Raw genomic sequence first — 20,478 nt, forward strand, 5'->3', positions numbered from 1 at the left:
CGCAATCATGGCACAATTTATCGTCTTGTTTCTGCTGACGGGTTTTGTTTCGGCACTGCTGGGCGGTGCCTGGGTATTGTGGCACGGTAATCTGCGCCTGCCGCAAGAGCGGCGCATGCTCAAGGGCTGGCATCCGCTGAACCCGTTCTACAGCCTGTCGCCGTATCATTTCGGCAAGCGCTGAAACGAATAGGGATAAAAAAAACAGGGCAGACCGATGGTCTGCCCTGTTTTTTATTGTTTGCCGGATTACAGGCCCTGACCGCTGACGCGCAGCACTTGTCCTGGCTGAATCTGGAAGGCCGTCATCTGCGCATTCCAGCGCTGAATGTCGCTGAAGTGCACGCCAAAGCGGCGCGCAATGCTGTAGACGGTATCGCCGGCCTGGACGGTGTAGGTGTTTGCCGGGATTTTGCTGCTTACAGAAACGGTTGCAGATACCGGCAGGATATTGCTGACCGGAGCGTTGCCCAGTGCTTCGCCAAACACACGCAGGTTCTGCCCCAGCTTCAGGGTGTCATCATCCAGCCCGTTCAGGTTTTTCAGTTCGGCCACAGTCATGCTGTAACGACGCGAGATATTGAACAAGGTATCGCCAGTGGCCACGATATGCTGTTCGACACGGGTAACCGGACGGGTTGGCAATTCGGGAGCGGGTGGCTGGCTGGCAGGCGGGGTAACTGCGTTGGCAACCTTGACGATGCGCGGGCTGCCGTCAGGCAGCTGTTGCTGCATGCGCACGGTACGGACTTCGACTGCTGCTTCGCTTGTGCCGGTATTGACTGGTACGACTGGCGTATTGGCGACAGCCACGACAACAGGAGCCGGTAGCGGTGCCGGTGCGGGGGCGACTACCGGTGCAGCCGGCTTGATGACGGGTGCGGCCGGTTTGCTGGCGGCAACCTGGATGATTACCGGCTGGTCCGGTGCCACGGGTCTGGCCGCAGGGGCGCTATCCGGTGTGGTGTCAAAGCCGGAGGATTCGTCACGAACGTTGGCCGCAGCCACCAGCAAAGGCTGGCCCGCGGCGATCTTGCGGCTGCCTTGCAGACGGTTGACGGCAATCAGCTCGTTCGGATTCATGTCGAAACGCTCGGCAAGCTGGCTGGCGTCCTGATCACCCTCGGCGACATGCACCTGCCAGGTCAGCAGCGGCTTGTCCCATTTGGCCAGATTGCGCTCGAAGTTGTGCAGCTTGTTGGCCGGCAGCAGCAGCTGACGACCGCTCTTGTGAGCGTAGACTGGCAGATTGAAAGCGGGATTCAGCTCCTTGATTTCTGTCAGCGGCGTTTCGGCCAGCTTGGCAGCAATCTCGATATTCATGTGTTTGCCGGTGCTGACGGCGACAAAGGCCGGCTTGTTCGGCAGTACGTCGATGCGCAGGCCGAACTTGGCCGGATCGGCCATGATGTTGCGGATCGCCAGCAGCTTGGGGGCGTAATTGCGAGTCTCGGCCGGCAGTGTCAGGTTTTCGTAGCTGACTTCTTCGCCGCGAGACTGTACACGGGTGATAGCCCGGCCAAGATTGCCCTGCCCCCAGTTGTAGGCTGCAAGTGCGAGGTTCCAGTCGCCGAAACGATCGTTGAGCAGCTGCAGATAGTCGAGGGCGGCGCGGGTGGACTCAAGCACATCACGACGGCCGTCATACCACCAGGTTTGTTCCAGATTGAAATCGCGGCCGGTTGCCGGCATGAATTGCCACAGGCCTTCGGCACCAACCGGCGAGCGCGCGGTCGGCACGAATGAGCTTTCTACCACTGGCAGGAAGGCAAGCTCGGTTGGCATGCCGCGGCGCTCGACTTCATTCAGGATGTGAAACAGGTATTTGCGGCTGCGATCCAGCGTGCGCTTGAGGTAATCGGGACGTGCGGTGAAATAGCGCTCGTGCTGACGAACCAGCTCCGGGTTGACCTCGGGGATCTGGAAGCCTTCGCGGGCGCGCTGCCAGACGTTGTCGCCATTTCGCAGCTGGCTGGTGTTGGACAGCATCATGTCGAGGCCGGCCGCCAGACCGTCATCTACTGCCACACTGGCCGGAAAAGTCACGGATGCCTGGTTGGCATGTGCCCAGTTGGCCAGAGCAAACAGGGAAGAGATAACGAGAGCGGTTTTTTTCATGGTGCGCGCCTGGGCAAAGCTTATCCGCGGAATGCTACCACGCAACTTGCCAACGTCAATTGGCAATTTGCAAGCATTGGTTACTTGGGAGCAATCCTGTATGGTTTTCGCCAAAAGCAACATTATTGATGGCGGGGCTGTTGATTGATTAAAAACGATTTTTCCATTCGCGCAATGCCGAAAATACGCCAAGCGCATCGGCGGTGCAGCCCGTGTGTCGTTGTACTTGCTGGCTGACCCCGGCGTGCTGGTGTCGCAAGAAGGGATTGCTGAGCAATTCGAGTGACAGCAGGCTGGGCACGGTCGGCCTGTCGGCGGCGCGCAGCGTTTCGCAATCCTGCTGACGCTGGCGGATCACGGCATTGTCCGGCTCGACCGTAGCGGCAAAACGCAGATTGGACAGCGTGTACTCATGCGCCGGATAAATCAGCGTGTCGGGCGGCAATGCGGCCAACCTTTGCAGGCTGTGCATCAGCTGGGCGGCGGTGCCGTCAAACAGCCGGCCGCAGCCCGCCGCAAACAGGGTGTCGCCACAGAACAGATGTTGGCCGCAGTGATAAACCAGATGGTTGGCCGTGTGGCCGGGGGTTTCGTAGACGCGACAGGGGCCGAGCGGGCTGGCCAGCTCGCTGCCTTCCATTACCGGCTCGGTCACTTCGACCAGCGAGGCCGGGCCGTAAACAGGGCAGGCAGGGGCAAACTCGCGCAAGGCCGCGATGCCGCCGACGTGATCATGATGACCGTGGGTCAGCCAGATCGCGCTCAGGGTCAGCTGTTTTTCGGCGAGAAAAGCCAGTACGACCTCGCTCTGGCCGGGGTCAACCACCACGGCGTGACGGTCGTCATGCAAAACCCAGATATAATTATCAGCAAAGGCTTTCAGAGGGGTGATAGCGGCAATGTCGCTCATGCGTAATCCTGTTGAAATGGCGGTTTTCGGCCGCTGGCTGGCATCTTCCGAGCTCGGGCAGTACTTGCTGGCTCGGGAGCAGGCATTCTATGCGCAAGCGGTGCAGGATGCTTTCGGTTTTCGTGCCGTGCAACTGGGCTTGCCGGGCGTGGACCTGCTTGCCGATAACCGCATTCCGTGGAAAGGCTATGCGGCCAACTACGGTGATGCCGGTGTGCATTGCGACAGCCATGCCTTGCCATTTGATAGTAATAGCCTCGATTTGCTGTTATTGCCGCACGCGCTGGATTTCACCGAGCATCCGCATCAGGTCTTGCGCGAGGCCGAGCGGGTGTTGCTGCCGGAAGGGCGGCTGGTGCTGACCGGTTTTAACCCGCACTCGATGTGGGGCGCTTGTCGCTGGCTGCATGGCCGGACCGGCTGCCCGTGGTCGGGTAATTTCCTGTCGCAGGGACGGGTGGAAGACTGGTTCGAACTACTGGGTCTGGAAGCCGAGCAGACCCGTTTCATGGCATACTCGCCCCCCTTGGAACGGCGCGAGTGGCGGCAGCGCTGGCAGTTCATCGAGCAGTTTGGCGAAATGTGCTGCGCACCGCTGTCCGGCGTTTACGGCCAGGTGGCGGTAAAGCGTCGCCGTGGCATGCGGCTGATCAAGCCGCGCTGGGAGGCCGTCAAGCCGGCCCCGTCGCTGCTGGTCAGCGGCAGCAGCGATCGCCAGCCGCGCCCCGTTCATCATCAACACGAGAAACCACATGACTGAAGCCATTGTCGAGATCTATCCGGACGGTGCCTGCAAGGGTAATCCGGGCCCGGGCGGCTGGGGCGTGCTGTTGCGCTACAAGGGGCAGGAAAAAGAACTGTTCGGCGGCGAGCACAATACCACCAATAACCGCATGGAGCTGATGGCGGTCATCCAGGGTTTGTTATTGCTGAAGCGCCCGTGCCATATCGTGGTCTACACCGACTCGCAGTATGTGCAAAAAGGCATTTCCGAGTGGATACACGGCTGGAAGGCGCGCGGCTGGCGCACCGCCAGCAAGGAGCCGGTAAAAAATGCCGACCTGTGGCAACGTCTGGACGACTTGCGCAACGGCCACCCGCAAGTCGAGTGGCGCTGGGTGAAGGGTCACGCCGGCCATGAGTTCAACGAACGTGCCGATGCGCTGGCCAATGCCGGCGTTGACAGCCTGTCGGCCTGAGTCAGGGCAAGGAAGCGACTGCTATGCGTCAGATTATTCTCGATACCGAAACCACCGGCCTGGATCCTAACCAGGGTCATCGCATCATCGAATTTGCCGGGTTGGAGATGGTTGGCCGCAAGCTGACCGGCCGCCATCTGCATCTGTACATCCACCCCGAGCGCGATATCGATCCGGACGCCGAGCGCGTGCACGGCATCTCGCTGGCCAGCCTTGATGGCAAGCCGCGCTTTGGCGAAGTGGCCGAACAGCTGGCGAGCTTTATTGATGGTGCCGAGCTGATTATCCATAACGCGCCGTTTGACGTCGGCTTTCTGAATGCCGAATTCCGCCGGTTGGGCATGGCCCCGGTCGATAAACTGTGTGGTGGCGTAATCGACACGCTGGCGATGGCGCGCGACAGCTTTCCGGGCAAGCGCAACAGCCTGGATGCCTTGTGCGACCGCTTTGAAATCGACCGTAGCAACCGTACCCTGCACGGCGCGCTGATCGACTGCGAACTGCTGGCCGATGTCTACCTGTGGATGACCCGTGGTCAGGAAAGCCTGATGATGGACGTGGTCAGCGAAGAGGGCGACGGGGCTGGTGCGCTGGATCTGAGCTTCGAGCGCAAGCCCCTGCTGGTGCTGGCGCCGGACGAAAACGAGCTGACCGAACACGCGGCGTATCTGGATACGCTGGACAAGTCGGTGAAGGGCAGCTGCCTGTGGCGTAGCATTGAAAACCCGCCAGCGGCGGAGGGCGCATGAGCCGCCGTATCGCGCTGGTGCCGGCTGCCGGCCATGGCAGCCGTTTCGGTTCGCCCACTCCTAAGCAGTATCTCGACATCAACGGCCGGCCGCTGCTCGCGCATACCCTCGCCGTACTGGCGGCCAACCTTTTGATTGACGCTGTCGTGGTGGTGATTTCGCCGGGCGACGAGTGGTTTGACAGTTTTGACTGGCCACAGACCAAGCTGCAATGCCTGCGCGTAGGTGGTGCCAGCCGTGCCGAGAGTGTGGCCAATGGCCTCGCGGCACTGGCGTTGGCCGCCGATGACTGGGTGCTGGTGCACGATGCAGCACGTTGCTGCCTGTCACCGCAGGCCTTGCAGCGTTTGCTGGACGAGATCGGTGACGACGCGGTGGGCGGCATTCTGGCCCAACCGGTCGCCGACACCGTCAAGCGTGGCGATGGTGCGGCGCGCATTGCGCAGACGGTTTCGCGTGAGGGCCTGTGGCTGGCGCAGACGCCGCAGATGTTCCGCGCCGGCCTGCTGCAGACAGCGCTGGCCGATGCGGCCAACCCTGCGATTACCGACGAAGCATCGGCTATCGAGTTGCTTGGCCATGCACCGCGACTGGTGGTGGGCGAGGCGCAGAATTTCAAAGTGACCTGGCCGGGCGACCTCGCGCTGGCCGGGGCGATACTGGCAGCAAGAAAGGATAAGGCATGACCCCGTTCCGTATCGGACAAGGCTATGACGTGCACCGGTTGGTAGAAGGCCGGCCGCTGATTCTGGGCGGGGTGACGATTCCGCACGACAAGGGCTTGCTCGGTCATTCCGATGCCGATGCCTTGCTGCATGCGATTACCGACGCGGTACTGGGCGCGGCGGCGCTGGGCGATATCGGTCGCCACTTTCCCGACACTGATGCGGCGTTCAAGGGCGCAGATAGCGGCGTGCTGCTGCAGGAGGCGATGCGCCGCGTGCGGGCCGCCGGCTGGGAGCTGGTGAATGTCGACAGCACCATCATCGCGCAACAGCCCAAGCTCGCACCGCATATCGACGCAATTCGCGCCCGTGTAGCCGAGCTGCTGCAGATCAGCGTCGATTGCGTTAACGTCAAAGGCAAGACCAACGAGAAACTGGGCTATCTGGGACGCAGCGAAGCGATCGAAACCCAGGCGGCCTGCCTGCTGGTGCCGGCCAGTCGCTGATGCGGCCAACCTTGTACCAATACCGAATTTTCTGTCATCTTCACACTTACCCAGGAAACATCATGGATCAGAATCAACTGAAGCAACTGGTTGCCCAGGCCGCCATCAAGCATGTGCCGGACGATTGCATTGTCGGTGTCGGCACCGGCAGCACCGTGAATTTCTTCATCGACGAACTGGCCAAGATCAAGGGCCGCATCAAGGGCGCGGTGTCTAGCTCCGAGGCGTCGACCAAGCGTCTGAAAGAGATCGGCATTCCGGTGCTGGATCTGAACAGCGTGGGCCCGGGTGAAGTGCCGGTGTATGTCGATGGTGCTGACGAGGTCAATCATCAACTGCACATGATCAAGGGCGGTGGTGCGGCGCTGACACGCGAGAAAATCGTGGCAGCCGTGGCCGAAAAGTTCATCTGTATCGCAGACCAGAGCAAGTATGTCGAGATGATGGGCGCCTTCCCGCTGCCGGTTGAGGTAATCCCGATGGCGCGAAGCCATGTGGCGCGCGAGCTGGTGAAACTGGGCGGTCACCCGGAATGGCGCATGGGCGTAACTACCGACAACGGCAACATCATTCTGGATGTACATGGTCTGAAAATTGTCGAGCCGGTGAAGCTCGAGCAGCAGATCAACCAGATTGTTGGCGTGGTGACCAATGGCCTGTTTGCCGCTCGTCGTGCCGATGTGTTGCTGCTGGGTACCGCCGAGGGTGTAAAAGAATATCGCTGAGCGATGACCTGAAATATTCCTGTCATGTTGGCTCGCTAGCATGACAGGCTTGATGCCCATTATTCGACGAGGTTGATATGCCTGATCACATTTCCAAGCAGTTTGACATGGAGCTGGAGAATATCCGTACCCGGGTATTGCAGATGGGGGGGCTGGTCGAGCAGCAAATCCGCGCCGCCATGGAGGCCCTGCTTGATGGTGATCTGGATCGCCTGGATCGCGTGATTGCCGATGATGCCAAGGTGAATTCGTTCGAAGTCGAAATCGACGAAGACTGCCAGCACATCATCGCGCGTCGCCAGCCGGCTGCCAGCGACTTGCGCATGGTGATTACCGTGATCAAGACCATTACCGATCTTGAGCGTATCGGTGACGAAGCACAGAAAATTGCCCGGGTTGGCCGCACGCTTTACCAGGCTAACCGTGGCGCCGCGCCGCGCTTCCGCGAGGCCGACAAGATGGCCAAGGTGGCACTGGGTATGCTGCACCGTGCGCTGGATGCCTTTGCACGTCTGGATGCCAGTGCCGCTGTCGAGCTTGCTGAAGAAGACCTGATGCTGGACGAGGATTATGCATCCGAGCTGCGTGCGCAGATCACCTTCATGATGGAAGACCCGCGCACCATCACCATGTCTATCGATACCCTGTTTATCTGCAAGGCTATCGAGCGCATGGGCGATCACGCCAAGAATATTTCCGAATACGTAGTCTATCTTGTCAAAGGTAAGGATATCCGCCATACCTCGCTGGAAGACAAAAAGCGCGAGGTTCTGCCTGATAGCAACGCCTGATTTGCGTGCAGGATACTGGCTACGGCGGTAACATTCGTTACCGCCGTTTTTTTTGGCAAAACCATTTTCACAAGAAAAGGGGTAGTGTGTGACCATCAGTAAACCCCAGTTTGATGTACTGGCTACCGTGGACCTGGGCTCCAACAGTTTTCGCCTGCAGGTTTCCCGTGTGGTGGATGACCAGCTGTATACGCTGGATGTGCTGAAAGAAACTGTCCGCCTCGGGGGCGGGCTGACGGAAGACAAATACCTGATGCCGGAAACTTACGACCGCGCACTGGCTTGTCTTGCCCGTTTTGGCGAGCGTCTGCGCGGTTTTGACCCGCGCCAGGTGCGGGTGGTCGGCACCAATACCCTGCGTGTCGCGAAAAATGCCGCCGAATTCATTGCCGAGGCAGAGCGACGCCTCGGCTTCCAGATCGAAATCATCGCCGGCCGTGAAGAGGCGCGACTGATTTATCTGGGGGCAGCCCATTCACTGCCAGCGACCAAAGAGCGCCGCCTGGTGGTGGATATCGGCGGCGGCTCGACCGAGTTCATTATCGGCAGCCAGTACAAGGCACATGTCACCGAAAGTCTGCCCCTGGGCTGCGTCACTTACAGCCTGCGTTACTTCCCGGGCGGACGTATCGGCAAGCAGTCATTCCGCGATGCCGAGTTGGCCGCAGCCGGCGAGATCCAGCGCATCGTTTATGAGTATCCGCGGCATGAATGGCAGCTGGCGGTCGGGACTTCGGGTACCGCGCGTTCCTTGCGCGACATTCTCGAGATCAATGACTGGACCAGCGGCGAGATTACCCTGAAAGGCATGCAGCGCCTGCGGGACGAGCTCTTGCGTTTTGACAGCTTCAAACAGATCGACATCAATGGCCTGAAGCCGGATCGTGCGCCGGTGATTTGTGGTGGCCTTGCCGTGATGATGGCGATTTTCCAGGCGCTGGATATTGATCGCATGATCGTGACCGATGGTGCCTTGCGTGATGGCGTACTCTACGATTTGCTTGGCCGGCAGCGGGAGAAGGACATGCGGGATTCGACCATTACCCAGTTCAAGCGTCGTTATCATGTGGATACTGCGCAAGCGCTGCGGGTCGGGGCGCTGGCCGAGCACATCTATGCCAAGCTGGCACCGCAGGGGCGCTTGGGCAAAACGCTGGCCTGGGCGGCCAAGGTGCACGAAATTGGCCTGAGCATCGCGCACACCGCCTACCACAAGCATTCGGCCTACATTCTGAATAATGCCGATATGCCCGGTTTCTCGCGCCGCGAGCAAAGCGAGCTGGCGACCATTGTGCTGGGGCATCGTGGTGATATGGGCAAGATGGGCAAGGAAATCAGTGACGAGGCATTGTGGCCGGCTGTCTTTGCCATCAGGTTGGCCGCATTGTTCTGCCGCAGCCGCAATGATGTCGATACCTCAGCCATTCTTGATGTGGATGCGAGAGTCGATGGCTATGCGATTACCCTGCCACGTGGCTGGCTGGAAGCAAATCCCTTGACGGCCAGCGTGCTGCAGCAGGAAATGGGGCAGTGGCGCCGGGTAGGTATGCATTTAAGCTTGCTTGAGGCTTAGATTTACTTGAAAATAACCCGCTTTCGTTTTAATTTTATCTAATAGATAGAATAATTCGGAGGGGCTATGTCTAGTTCATCGGTCAGTCGTCGGCTGATTACCCCGAAAAGCTGGGGCAAGCGGGACGGCGATAATTTCAATATCCCTGCGCGGGAAAGAGTCTGCCGGCATTGTTTTCACAAAGGCTTGTCAGAGGTCAGGACCATAGCCGGGCAGATGTTCCGTTGTCCGCGTTGTCAGCAGCTGCAGTTCTGACGACGGTACCAACAAAAAAAGCCACCTTGCGGTGGCTTTTTTCATTCGCGAGGTGCGAATCAGGCGCGCTTCTTGAATTCGCCGGTACGAGTATCGATCTCGATTTTCTCGCCGGTGGTCACGAAGGCCGGAACCTGTACTTCGAAGGTGGTGCCAACCAGACGGGCAGGCTTCAGAACCTTGCCGGAGGTGTCGCCACGAACGGCAGGCTCGGTGTACTCGACTTCGCGTACAACGGTAGTCGGCAGTTCTACGGAGATGGCTTTGCCATCGTAGAAGGTAACCTGGCAAACGTCATCCATGCCGTCAACGATGTAGTTGATGGTGTCGCCCAGGTTGTCGGCTTCAACTTCGTACTGGTTGAATTCCTGGTCCATGAACACGTACATCGGGTCAGCGAAATAGGAGTAGGTGCAGTCTTTGCGATCCAGAACGATCACGTCGAACTTGTCGTCAGCGCGGTAAACGGTTTCGGAACCGGCGCCAGTCAGCAGGTTCTTCATCTTCATTTTTACAACGGAGGCGTTACGGCCGGATTTGGAGAATTCGGCTTTCTGCACAACCATCGGCTCGCCGCCGACCATGAATACGTTGCCTGCGCGGAGTTCCTGTGCGGTTTTCATGCGTAAGAGTCCTAAAGTCTTGAATCGGAACCGTAAAACACGGCTCGCTTGGAAACCGGCTATTGTAGCCGTTTTTCGGCAAACTGCACCAGTCTCGTCGCAAGATCACCATCTGCCAGCAGCTTTTGCGGCCAACTGTGGGCAAATTGTTGCCACTCGGGCAAGCGCGGCAACAGGGTATGCCAAGCGTGACCGGCATCCTGATCCTGATTCCATGCCAGCCACCACGTCCTGATTTGTTGCCCGAGCTCGTCTGGCAGCGGGGCAGTGTAGTGACCGAGAAAGGCCTCCAGTTTTTCGAGGTGAGCGTTTTCTTCCTGGCGATAGATGTGCCACAGCATGGGTTTGCCCGCCCATTGCGCGCGCAGGAAACTGTCTTCGCCGCGCACGATATTGAGATCGCAGCTCCACAATAGCCGGTCGTAAGTCTGCTGATCCGTCATCGGCAAGATATGAAGCGTCAGATTGCCGTGGCGGATGCAATCGCCCGGCTGCAAGGGGCCGGCAAGTCCGAGGGCTGCGGCAAGATCTGGCAAGACTTTGCCGGCAGGCACCAGCAGGCGGGTGGCTTGGGCTGACTGCGCCAGCGTATTGACCCAGTAAGCAGCAGAGGCAGATTCATAGCAAAACAGGCTGATGCGAAACTCACCCGCACCTCTGGGAGGGAGGCCAAGGCTTTGCCACAGGGCATTTTCATTGTCCGAGTCGGCTTGCCAGGCTTGGCAGTCGCGAATCAGCGCACGTTCGCAAGGCAGCCCGCCGGTGCTGGGGCTGAAACCGGGGAAGAAAAAATACTTGGTGATGGGTAATTGCGGGTGAGGCGAACTGAGCCCGTGGCAGTCTTCAACCCAGGCCTCGGCTGACAGGTATTCCAGATTGATCCAGACGGGCTTTTGCGCACGTTGTGCCATGGCTGCTATGCGCGAGTCTGGCAGGCGGCAGCCGAATGCCTCGATAACCAGATCACCTATCGGGCTGTCTGGCAAGTCATCTTGCGGCCAACGTTTGACGCAGATGCCTTGCTGCCACTGGGTTTCGACAGAGGGGTCAATGGCAGGCAGGATGGCCTGAAAACTGGCCAGGTCATCAACCCATAGAGTGAGCTGGAGCTGATGTTCGAGATGCAGCTGGCGGGCAAGCCGCCAGCTGACGCCGATATCACCGTAGTTGTCGATGACATTGCAGAATATTTCGCAGTGCTGAAGAGGCATGGCAAGTCGTGATGATGCGGAGTATCACAGTTTGCCACAGACGGGCCTTACCAGCAGTCGCTGACGACAACGCCGGTGCCGCTGACAGTTTTGGTGCCGGTGCTGTCGAGTGACATGCTGCTGCACTTGTCGCCAGCCTGTGTGCCTTGCGGCGTGGCTGTGGCGCGATATGGGCCACCACTGGCAATGGTGTTGGCCGCGTCGGCATTGTTGATGGCCAGCTGGTAATAGCCATTTTCGGTCACCCAGTTGGCGCCGGAGGCTTTGAGTCCGGTGACACTCAACGAGGCAATGTTGTTATGGTAGCGATTATTGATGGCGAAGTAGCGCTCTTGTGCCAGTGACAGGTTGGCCAGCGCCACTTTGGCTTCGGTGCGATTGGTCTTCAGCACGTATTGCCGGTAATTGGGGACCATGATGGCCGCCAGAATGCCGACAATTGCCACTACCACAATCATCTCGATCAGCGTGAAACCCTGGTTCTTCATTGCCTTGTCCATGTCATGGTTATTCAACCGAGATTACCATTTCGAGTCGGGTGACGGAAGTTGTACGGCCGCCCCAGCCAGTGGCCTGAACGCGGTAGTAAGTCACACCACTGGCATTTTCCTGGCAGTTGTTGATACAGGAAATGGTGTAGCCCGGATTTGAGGCAACACCGCTGATATTGACGTTTACCGCACTGCTGTAAGGCTGGCTGCCCGACGACACGGGGATATCATCTACCGTGCCAAGATAGATTTCGGCCTCACGCAAGGCGGCTTCGGCAGCAAGAAACGAGATGTTCTTCTCGTTATTGTTACCGGTAATCTTTTCCTGGATCAGCGTGTTTTGCACGGCGCTGAAGCCCAGCAGGGCAAGAATGATCAGGAAGACCAGCACGACAAGTAGTGAAAAGCCGTTTTGCCGCATCATGTTCTACCCGAGTTTCTGAGATAGATGGTGGTCTGGTAACGCCGTGCAATGCGATTGTTGCTGATGGCGGTATTGCCGTTATTGCAGTCGGCAACAGTCATCGCATTGGGTGATACATTGCTTTCCAGTGAAGCAAGCAGCAGGCAGACGTTGGCCGCACGCACATTGCTCCAGTTACCCGGAGTGGCCGTGAAACTGTTAGGAATGCCGTCACTGTCGGTGTCCTCTCCGTAGGAGAGAACAAGTTGCAGCACACCGGGCACCAGTTCGTTGCCATCGCAACGCAGCCTGTCATTGCCATCACGATCAAAGGTATGCGATTTCATTGTGCCGCTGGCGACGGTGCCTCCTTCGCAGTCCACGACATTGCCATCATCGGCACCGCGAAAGCGCACGGAAACACTGCTGGCATTGCCGGTGATGATGTGCCCGGCAGTTGCCCAGGTTACGCCGCTGGCCGGGAAGTTGGTGGCGTTGGCATTGGGTAAATTAGTGGTATCGACATAGCCGGCCTGACGTAGCTGTTGCTTGAAGACATAGAGCGCAAACTGGCCACGATCCTGGATATCGGCAAGGCTGCGCTGGGTGCGATAGCTGTTGCGGTTGCTGTCAAAAAACTGGGCAACGATCAGCACGAGAAACAGCGATAGCCCGATCGAGAGCATCAGTTCGACCAAGGTGAGACCATATTGTCTGGTGCGTAGCTGTCTCATCTGACGAAATACTCCACATTACGCATGCCGGACGAGGCATTGTCGCTGGACTCGCGCCAGTTCACAACGACGGACAGCGAGCAAGGCGTGTTGCTGCTGGTGCCGCTGGCAAAAGAGTAGTCACAATTACTCAGGTTGATTGCCGAGGCCACTACGGCATTATTGCGCCAGAGGCGAACGCTGATACTCCCGGAGGCGAGTTGCTGGGAAACATCAGCCGTTTGCGAGGCAAGATAGCTGCGGTTGAGGTTTGACTGGGTGGTGTTGCCGCAAACCGTATCGGCATTGCTGACAACTGCTGAGGATACAAAGCAGGCTACCGAACTGCTGATATGGAATACCGGCGAGTCGGCGTTTGCATCGTACTGGTAAAGGCTGTCGGCGACGCTGACACGGATTTTTTCGGCCAGTGCTTCGGCATTGGATAGGGCAATACTACGTACATAGGCCTCGCTGGCTTGCTTGCTGGCGCGGCTTTGCAAGGCAGACATGCCTAGCAGCCCGAGGCTGATCACGATGACCGAGACCAGTACTTCAATCAGGCTGAAGCCAGCTTGCCGGCCCGGATGTCTAGTCATGCGCACGACCATAGCTTTCTACCGTGATGGTTGATGAAGCACGATTGTCCGGCGTACTGAAAGTAATAGTGAAGTCACTGCCACCACTTACCCGGCCACTTTGGGCGAAAGTCATTGATGCCGTTGAGGCGCTGGCTATCATGGTTTGCTCCGGTGCGAAGCTCAGTAACAGGCTGGTGCCGGAAGCCGTGGTTGTGTAAACCCGCCAGCCATTACTCCAGCTGCCGGTGTTGGCCGCGCACGAGGCTGCCGAGGCCTGGCCACAGATGGTCACGCTGCCACCAAGACGTATCGCTTCGGTACGTGCCGTCTGTGCGGCACGCATGAATTGTCCGGCTGTCGTTTGCGTCATGCTGCGTGCCACAAAGTCACGATAGGCAGGCACGGCAAAGGCCATCACCATGCCGGCAATCGCCAGCACGATAATCAGTTCGACCAAGGTAAAACCGCTTTGCCTGAATGCGTGCGTGCTTGATTTCATACAATTATTGAAAATTGGTTTTCACATTGCTTTAATTTGAAGCTTAGCAGGTTTTCATTGGCTGATGAAATCACTGCTGTTTATTTCAGCACAGTTGGCCGCAGCTTGCCGGCACAGATTGGCCAGTTCACCGACTCTGGCCAGTGCATGGCAGAAGCGTTCGTCCAGTGGCTGGCAGCAGGAAATACGGATCGCATTGCGATAGCGGCCGCCTGGAGAATACAAGGGGCCGGGTGAGATGCTGATGCGTTCTTCGATCGCCAGCTTGAACAGCTTTACCGTGTCGTATTGCTCGGGCAGTTCGACCCAGATCAGAAAGCCGCCACTCGGGTGAGTCGCGCGCGTGCCCTCAGGGAAATGATCGGCAATCAGCGCCCGAACTTTATCAATATGCTGTGCATAGCGTCGCTTCAGGCTGCGTAGGTGATGATCGTAACCGCCGGATTCGAGGAACGCCCCCAGTGTTTCGCAAAGCACCAGCGGTTCGGCGATCGAGCTGGCAAATTTCAGTTTCTTGATTGCCTCGCCAAAACGTCCGCCCTCCAGCCAGCCGATACGAAAATCGGGTGCCAGCGTCTTGGTATAGCTCGAGCAGATCAGCACCCAGCCATGCTGGTCAAAAGCCTTCACTGCCGGTTGCAGGGCATCGCCAAACTGCAGCTCGGCATACAGCGCATCCTCGATCAGCGGAATCTCGTAACGGTTGACCATCGCGGCCAACCTTTTCTTGTTGTCGGTACTCATGCTGCAGCCCAGCGGGTTGTGCACGTTCGGCATCGCCACCAGTGCATTCAGCCGTTTCTCCTGCAACAGCATCTCAAGCGCATCAAGCGACAGGCCGTGCTGCGGATCGGTCGGGATCTCGATGGCCTTGAGGCCGAGGCTGGCAAACAGCGGCAGCAGGTTGAAATAAGTCGGCGATTCGATGCCTACGGTGTCACCGGGGCGGGTAATGGCACGCAGGGCCAGCTGCAGCGCCTCCATTGCGCCATGGGTGAGGATGATGTGCTCGGCCTGCAGCGACATGCCCAGCTCGATGCCGCGCCGGGCGACCTGGGTGCGCAGCTTCAGCGAGCCAGGCGGTAGCGCATAGTTGCTGACCAGGCCGGGGGATTTGCGCAAGACCTGGCCCATCAGTCTGGCCAGCTTGCCCGAGGGGTAAAAATCGCCGCCGCGCGGGCAGGCCAGCGCGATGTCGATATAGCCGGGCGTCTGCTGGGCCTTCAGTGCCTCGCCAATCAGATCCAGCACTTCATCATCGGTGCCGCGGGCAGGCCCCGGCTGGCCGTCAGACTGACGGGCGGGCGAGGGCAGGCGCGTGCGCACGTAATAACCGGATTGCGGTCGCGCCTCGACCAGACCGCGATCTTCCAGCACGCGATAGGCGGCCACCACGGTGTTCAACGAAAGCTGGCGGCTGTGTGCGGTCTTGCGCACCGAAGGCAGGCGCGAGCCCGGTGGCAAGGTGCCACGGGTGATGGCGCTAGAGAGGTCTTCGGCAAGCTGATGATAGAGCGTGGTGCTTTCCATGATGGCGAACAATGCTGTGTGGTTTGCGTGGTAACAGTTGCAATATATCCGAAATTGTCACCATGACAATAATCGATTCTTGCGGCTGTAACTATGCTGCGTAGCCGCTTACGCTGTATGCGTGCTGATCGTGAAAGGAAGTGTCATGCTGACAGTGGCTTTGCTGGGCTATGTCTCGTTGATGTCGGTAACGCCGGGGCCGAATAATCTGATGTTGGCCGCATCCGGTGTCAATTTCGGTTTTCGCCGTACCTTGCCGCATGTGTTCGGTATCAGCAGCGGGCATGGCATCCAGGTGGTGCTGGTGTCGCTGTTTCTGTCCTGGGTGCTGGCCTTTATGGCCAGCTGGCGTCTGCCGCTAGCCTTGCTGGCTTGTGCCTATCTGCTGCGGCTGTGCTGGCAGATCTGGCAGGCCGGCCCGATACAGAGTCGCCAGGCTGGCCACCGCGCCATGGGTTTCTGGGCGGCAGCGGCATTTCAGTGGGTGAATCCCAAGGCCTGGGTGATGGTGATCAATACCGCAGTACTGTTTTTGCCGGCCAATGCCGGGCCGTCGCAAGCCTTGCTGCTCGGTGTGCTTTGTGCGCTGATCAATCTGCCTTGTATCGTGCTGTGGGCAGCGGCCGGCAGTCTGTTGCGTGAGTTTCTGGCGCAGCCTCACTGGCGCAGATTGTTTAACGGCGTGATGGCTACCTCCCTGTTATGGGTGACCTTGTTATTGTTGCGTGATGAATTGTCTGCTGCGGGAGTGTGGTGATGTCAGAACAAAGATTGCTGGGCATATTGGGCGGAATGAGCTGGGAGTCCACCGCCAGTTATTACGCGGGGATCAATCGGGGCGTGCAACAGGCCAGAGGCGGTCTGCATTCGGCCAGGCTGCTGTTGCATAGTGTGGATTTTGCCCCGATTGCGGCGATGCAGCAGGCCGGGCAGTGGCAGCAGGCGGCGCAACAACTGGGCAAGGTTGGCCGCAAGCTGGCCGAGGCGGGCGCCGGTGCCTTGCTGATTGCCAGCAATACCATGCACAAGCTGGCAGATGACATCGTTGCCGAAGCCGGCATTCCGCTGTTACACATCTGCGACCCGATGATTGCCGCTTTGCGGCAAGCCGGTGTGTCGCAAGTTGGCCTCTTGGCGACGCGCTTCACCATGGAGGATCATTTTTACCGGAAAAGACTGGAGCAAGCCGGTATTGCCGTGTGTGTGCCGGCGCGTGAAGCGCGAGATCTTGTCCACCGAGTGATTTTCGAGGAGTTGTGCCGTGGCGAAGTTCGTCCTGAATCAAGAAGCGCGTTTGCCGGGATTGCTGATGATCTGGCAGAGGCCGGTGCACAAGGGGTGATTCTGGGTTGTACCGAGATCGGCATGTTGCTGTCGCCAAAAGATACCCGTCTGCCACAATTCGACAGTGCCAGCCTGCATATCGCTGCAGCAGTTGACTGGTTGCTGGCGGCTGATTGAGCAAAATGTCTGGTCGTCAGGCCGGTAATACTTGCTAAGTCTGATTGAAAGTTGGGATGTGAATCGATGGATGCTACTGTTAGGATGTCATGTCGCTGTCAATAGCCGGGGCCCTGTCGATGTTAGCCAGACTGTTGTTGTCATTCCTGATGTTGCTGCCATTACCGCTGTTGGCCGGTACGCTCAGTCTTTGCGCCGAGCCGTGGCCACCCTATATTTATCCCGAAAAAGATGGCCGCCCGCAGGGGCTGGCTGTCGAGGCAATGAAGGTCGTGGCGCAAAAGCATGGTTACCGCGTGCGCTATATGTTCATGTCGGCGGATGCCTGCTACAAGCTGATGCGTGGGCAGAAGGTCGACATTATGGCTTTTGCGCTAGGCAATGACAGTCCGCCAGACTGGATTCAGACTCGTGAACCGCTGGTGTACTGGGTGCTGCGAGCCTGGGTGGCGCAAGCCAGCCCGATGCAGGAATTCAAGGAGCTGGCGCAGTTCAGCGGTGCCCGTGTGGCCCATGTGGCGGTCTACGATTATCCGGCAGCCATTCAGGGCAAGCAGGATTGGCAGAGGGTACGCTCTGCCGACTCCGACATGTCGGTACGCCTGCTGGCCACCGGCAAGGTTGACGTGATTTTTGAAGACCAGCTGACGATAGAAAATGCCCTGCCGGCGCATCAGCAGGCGATCAGGGGCTTGTCGCCGGTGGTAGCCGGTATTGCCCAGCCATTCTCGATGCGGGCCGATCTCGAGACCTTGCGCGCTGATCTGGATGCCATCTCCGTGCAGTGGCAGAAAGATGGCAAACTCGACCGGTTTTACCGCCGCTATTTCAAAAGCAGCTTTAGCGCCGTGCGCGAGCACGAAGCCAGACCCTGAGACAGGATCTGGCTTGCCAGTGCTTATTTGCCGCGCATGAACAGATTGTCGAGGTCGCGCATGCTCAGACGCGACCAGGTTGGCCGCCCGTGATTGCACTGGCCGGAACGCTCGGTTACCTCCATATCGCGCAATAGCGCATTCATCTCGGTCAGTGTCAGCTGGCGATTGGCGCGTACAGCGCCGTGGCAGGCCATGGTGGCCAGCAGCTCGTTCTGGCGTTCGGTCAGCACGCGGCTCATGCCGAATTCACGCACTTCCTTGAGCACCGAACGGGCCAGCTCGACCGGGTTGCCGTCTTTCAGCCATTGCGGCACGCCGCGTACCGCGATCTGGGTGGGCGATAACGTGGCCATCTCGATGCCCAGCTGTAACATCGCCTCACCTTGCTCTTGCACGGTGGCGACTTCAAAACGATCGGCCGCAAACGATACCGGCAACAGCAAGGGCTGCATCGGGATGCGGTCGCTATCCAGCGCTGATTTCAGTCTTTCGTAAACAATGCGCTCGTGTGCGGCGTGCATATCCACCACGATCAGGCCGTCGGCGCACTGGCTGAGGATGTACACCCCGTGCAGCTGCGCCAGCGCAAAGCCCAGGGGCGGAATGCCGTCTTCGTCACTGGCTGGCATGGCCGGATTCGGCGCGACGTTTATTACCTGTGGCGGACGTGCTGGTGTCAGCTGCTGTTCTTCGGCACGCAGACCGGCGAACTGCTTTTCGTAGCCCTGCAGCGCCTCGCGCGCAACATGCAGCGGCATGCTTTGCTGCTCGTAACGGGGTTGCTGGAAAGGCTGGCGCGAGGGCTGGCTGCTGCTGATGTTCAGCTTGTCGTCGCGCAAATCACTGTCGGAGCTGCTGGGCTTGGCCGCAAGCGCAGGCTCGGTCGACTCGGTCGGTTCGGCGAGGCTGACGGCCGGGCTGGCGCCGGCGGTGGTGCTGGCCAGCGCCTTGTGCACACTGTGAAACAGAAACTGGTGGATGCCCTGGCTTTCGCGAAAGCGCACCTCGATCTTGGTCGGGTGCACGTTCACATCGACATTGGCCGGATCCAGCGTGAAAAACAGCGCATAAGCGGCATGGCGGTCGTGATGCAGCACATCGCGATAGGCCTGGCGCAGTGCATGCTGTGCCACTTTGTCGCGCACGAAGCGGCCATTCACATAAAAAAACTGCGCGTCGCGGCTGGCCTTGGAATAGGTCGGGCTGGCGACAAAGCCCTGCAGGCCAAGGTTGGCCGCATGGGTATCGACCGGCAATGCCGATTCGACAAAATCCTTGCCCAGCAGCGCTGCGACGCGGTCGGCCAGACTTTGCTGCGGCAGGCGGTGTACCACCTTGCCGTTGTGGCGCAGGATGAATTCTACGTGTGGATGCGCCAGTGCAATGCGTTCGAAAGTGGCAGCGCAGTGCGCGTATTCGGTGGCCTCGCTCTTGAGGAATTTGCGCCGCGCCGGGGTGTTGAAATACAGATCGACCACTTCGACGCTGGTGCCGGGGGCATGCGCGGCCGGCTCGACCGGATGCAGGGTGCCGTCAATCGCGATGATCTGATGCGCGTGCTCGGCATCGTGCTGGCGGCTGACCAGGGTCAGGCGCGACACCGAGGCCACGCTGGCCAGGCCCTCGCCACGGAAACCCAGTGTGGCGACGCTTTCCAGCTCGTCGAGGCTGGCAATCTTGCTGGTGGCGTGGCGATCCAGCGCCAGCTGCAGATCATCGGCGGCAATACCATTGCCGTTGTCGCTGACGCGGATCAGCTTGATGCCGCCTTGCGCCAGATCGACGCTGATCTTGCTGGCGTCGGCATCCAGGCTGTTTTCCAGCATTTCCTTCAGGGCCGAGGCGGGGCGCTCGACGACTTCACCGGCGGCAATCTGGTTGACGAGGTGATCGGGCAGTTTCCGGATGCGCTTCATGACTTGCGTGTGGCCATTTTCATGCGAGCGATTTCGATCACGCCGGGCAGGATGGAGACGATGATGATGCCGAAGATCAGGTATTCGAGGTTTTTCTGCACGAAGGGCATATTGCCGAAATGGTAGCCGGCGTAAGTAAAGCCCATTACCCAGACAAAGGCGCCGATCACGTTGTAGCTGATGAAGCGCTTGTAATCCATGTGGCCGATGCCGGCGACAAAAGGCGCGAAGGTGCGCACGATGGGCACGAAGCGCGCAAAGATGATGGTCTTGCCGCCGTGGCGCTCATAAAAAGCATGGGTGCGGTCAAGATAGGACTGCTTGAGCAGGCGCGGAAAGCGCTGGAACAGCTTGAGTCCGACATGCTTGCCGATGCTGTAGTTGACGCTGTCGCCCAGGATGGCGGCCACGATCAGCAGCGCGACCAGCAGATGCACATCCATCTTGCCAAGCGCAGCGAGGGCACCGGCGACGAACAGCAGCGAGTCGCCAGGCAGGAAAGGAGTGACGACGAGACCGGTTTCGCAAAAGATGATCATGAACAGGATCAGGTAGATCCACGGCCCGTAATTGGCCACCAGCTGCGCCAGATGGCTGTCGATATTGATGATGAAGTCGATCAGAAAGAGGATGATTTCCATGATGTTCCGTTCCGGGATTTGTCCGGATGGTACTGCGGCA

24 protein-coding genes are annotated in these 20,478 nt (G+C 58.9%); 12 read left to right on the forward strand and 12 right to left on the reverse strand.

Annotation, left to right across the window (positions count from 1 at the left end; genetic code table 11):
- Positions 1-7 precede the first annotated feature (7 nt).
- Positions 8-184 carry a hypothetical protein gene (locus ACZ9W6_RS04435; protein WP_465189876.1) on the forward strand — a complete coding sequence of 59 codons (177 nt, stop codon included), beginning with the start codon at positions 8-10 and terminating at the stop codon, positions 182-184.
- A 65-nt stretch (positions 185-249) separates the two neighbouring features.
- Here ACZ9W6_RS04435 and ACZ9W6_RS04440 read toward each other — a convergent pair whose 3' ends face one another.
- On the reverse strand, positions 250-2,118 hold the full coding sequence (locus ACZ9W6_RS04440; RefSeq protein WP_465189877.1) for a lytic transglycosylase: 1,869 nt from the start codon (positions 2,116-2,118) through the stop codon (positions 250-252).
- A 148-nt stretch (positions 2,119-2,266) separates the two neighbouring features.
- Positions 2,267-3,028: a hydroxyacylglutathione hydrolase gene (gene gloB / locus ACZ9W6_RS04445; protein WP_465189878.1), complete on the reverse strand. Its 762-nt coding sequence runs from the start codon at positions 3,026-3,028 to the stop codon at positions 2,267-2,269.
- Between gloB and ACZ9W6_RS04450 the strand changes: the two genes are divergently transcribed.
- The 8 genes from ACZ9W6_RS04450 (at position 3,027) to ppx (ending at position 9,236) form a co-directional block, all read left to right on the forward strand.
- Complete coding sequence (locus ACZ9W6_RS04450; RefSeq protein ID WP_465189879.1) at positions 3,027-3,788, forward strand: class I SAM-dependent methyltransferase; 762 nt, start codon at positions 3,027-3,029, stop codon at positions 3,786-3,788. The two genes, gloB and ACZ9W6_RS04450, sit on opposite strands and share 2 nt — an antisense overlap.
- Positions 3,781-4,227 carry a ribonuclease HI gene (gene rnhA, locus ACZ9W6_RS04455; protein WP_465189880.1) on the forward strand — a complete coding sequence of 149 codons (447 nt, stop codon included), beginning with the start codon at positions 3,781-3,783 and terminating at the stop codon, positions 4,225-4,227. The genes ACZ9W6_RS04450 and rnhA overlap by 8 nt, the downstream gene beginning before the upstream one ends.
- Before the next feature lie 23 nt (positions 4,228-4,250).
- Complete coding sequence (dnaQ, locus tag ACZ9W6_RS04460) at positions 4,251-4,976, forward strand: DNA polymerase III subunit epsilon (protein ID WP_465189881.1); 726 nt, start codon at positions 4,251-4,253, stop codon at positions 4,974-4,976.
- Complete coding sequence (gene ispD, locus ACZ9W6_RS04465; RefSeq protein WP_465189882.1) at positions 4,973-5,662, forward strand: 2-C-methyl-D-erythritol 4-phosphate cytidylyltransferase; 690 nt, start codon at positions 4,973-4,975, stop codon at positions 5,660-5,662. Before dnaQ ends, ispD begins: the two co-directional genes overlap by 4 nt.
- Positions 5,659-6,147, forward strand: a complete 489-nt coding sequence (gene ispF / locus ACZ9W6_RS04470; RefSeq protein WP_465189883.1) for a 2-C-methyl-D-erythritol 2,4-cyclodiphosphate synthase — start codon at positions 5,659-5,661, stop codon at positions 6,145-6,147. Before ispD ends, ispF begins: the two co-directional genes overlap by 4 nt.
- Before the next feature lie 59 nt (positions 6,148-6,206).
- Entirely contained in the window at positions 6,207-6,872 is a 666-nt protein-coding gene (rpiA, locus tag ACZ9W6_RS04475) for a ribose-5-phosphate isomerase RpiA (protein ID WP_465190114.1), read from the forward strand.
- Positions 6,873-6,949: 77 nt separating this feature from the next.
- Positions 6,950-7,663, forward strand: coding sequence for a phosphate signaling complex protein PhoU (gene phoU / locus ACZ9W6_RS04480; RefSeq protein WP_465189884.1), 714 nt, complete (start codon positions 6,950-6,952; stop codon positions 7,661-7,663).
- 94 nt (positions 7,664-7,757) lie between these two features.
- On the forward strand, positions 7,758-9,236 hold the full coding sequence (ppx, locus tag ACZ9W6_RS04485) for an exopolyphosphatase (RefSeq protein WP_465190115.1): 1,479 nt from the start codon (positions 7,758-7,760) through the stop codon (positions 9,234-9,236).
- Positions 9,237-9,550: 314 nt separating this feature from the next.
- Here ppx and efp read toward each other — a convergent pair whose 3' ends face one another.
- Genes efp through ACZ9W6_RS04525 form a run of 8 tightly spaced genes read right to left on the reverse strand, consistent with a single transcriptional unit; the run spans position 9,551 to position 15,542 of the window.
- A complete protein-coding gene (gene efp / locus ACZ9W6_RS04490) occupies positions 9,551-10,114 on the reverse strand; it encodes an elongation factor P (RefSeq protein ID WP_465189885.1) in 564 nt (187 codons plus the stop codon).
- Between the two features lie 59 nt (positions 10,115-10,173).
- Entirely contained in the window at positions 10,174-11,325 is a 1,152-nt protein-coding gene (gene earP, locus ACZ9W6_RS04495) for an elongation factor P maturation arginine rhamnosyltransferase EarP (RefSeq protein ID WP_465189886.1), read from the reverse strand.
- Between the two features lie 47 nt (positions 11,326-11,372).
- Positions 11,373-11,813 (reverse strand): type IV pilin protein, encoded by a 441-nt coding sequence (locus tag ACZ9W6_RS04500; RefSeq protein ID WP_465189887.1) that lies wholly within the window; start codon positions 11,811-11,813, stop codon positions 11,373-11,375.
- 19 nt (positions 11,814-11,832) lie between these two features.
- Complete coding sequence (locus ACZ9W6_RS04505; RefSeq protein WP_465189888.1) at positions 11,833-12,240, reverse strand: pilus assembly PilX family protein; 408 nt, start codon at positions 12,238-12,240, stop codon at positions 11,833-11,835.
- Positions 12,237-12,953 carry a PilW family protein gene (locus tag ACZ9W6_RS04510; RefSeq protein WP_465189889.1) on the reverse strand — a complete coding sequence of 239 codons (717 nt, stop codon included), beginning with the start codon at positions 12,951-12,953 and terminating at the stop codon, positions 12,237-12,239. Before ACZ9W6_RS04510 ends, ACZ9W6_RS04505 begins: the two co-directional genes overlap by 4 nt.
- Entirely contained in the window at positions 12,950-13,531 is a 582-nt protein-coding gene (gene pilV, locus ACZ9W6_RS04515) for a type IV pilus modification protein PilV (protein WP_465189890.1), read from the reverse strand. Before pilV ends, ACZ9W6_RS04510 begins: the two co-directional genes overlap by 4 nt.
- A complete protein-coding gene (locus tag ACZ9W6_RS04520) occupies positions 13,524-14,012 on the reverse strand; it encodes a GspH/FimT family pseudopilin (protein WP_465189891.1) in 489 nt (162 codons plus the stop codon). Before ACZ9W6_RS04520 ends, pilV begins: the two co-directional genes overlap by 8 nt.
- 54 nt (positions 14,013-14,066) lie before the next feature.
- On the reverse strand, positions 14,067-15,542 hold the full coding sequence (locus tag ACZ9W6_RS04525; RefSeq protein ID WP_465189892.1) for an aminotransferase-like domain-containing protein: 1,476 nt from the start codon (positions 15,540-15,542) through the stop codon (positions 14,067-14,069).
- Positions 15,543-15,687: 145 nt separating this feature from the next.
- On the opposite strand from ACZ9W6_RS04525, the gene ACZ9W6_RS04530 reads away from it, so the two are divergent.
- The 3 genes from ACZ9W6_RS04530 (at position 15,688) to ACZ9W6_RS04540 (ending at position 17,878) form a co-directional block, all read left to right on the forward strand.
- On the forward strand, positions 15,688-16,299 hold the full coding sequence (locus ACZ9W6_RS04530; protein WP_465189893.1) for a LysE family translocator: 612 nt from the start codon (positions 15,688-15,690) through the stop codon (positions 16,297-16,299).
- Entirely contained in the window at positions 16,299-17,003 is a 705-nt protein-coding gene (locus ACZ9W6_RS04535) for an aspartate/glutamate racemase family protein (RefSeq protein WP_465189894.1), read from the forward strand. Before ACZ9W6_RS04530 ends, ACZ9W6_RS04535 begins: the two co-directional genes overlap by 1 nt.
- Positions 17,004-17,122: 119 nt before the next feature.
- Positions 17,123-17,878, forward strand: a complete 756-nt coding sequence (locus ACZ9W6_RS04540) for a substrate-binding periplasmic protein (RefSeq protein WP_465189895.1) — start codon at positions 17,123-17,125, stop codon at positions 17,876-17,878.
- A gap of 23 nt (positions 17,879-17,901) precedes the next feature.
- Here the strand turns inward: ACZ9W6_RS04540 and mutL are convergent, their stop codons facing one another.
- On the reverse strand, positions 17,902-19,797 hold the full coding sequence (mutL, locus tag ACZ9W6_RS04545) for a DNA mismatch repair endonuclease MutL (protein ID WP_465189896.1): 1,896 nt from the start codon (positions 19,795-19,797) through the stop codon (positions 17,902-17,904).
- Entirely contained in the window at positions 19,794-20,432 is a 639-nt protein-coding gene (locus tag ACZ9W6_RS04550) for a DedA family protein (protein WP_465190116.1), read from the reverse strand. Before ACZ9W6_RS04550 ends, mutL begins: the two co-directional genes overlap by 4 nt.
- Positions 20,433-20,478: the final 46 nt, after the last annotated feature.

This window comes from Vogesella lacus, assembly GCF_979366295.1.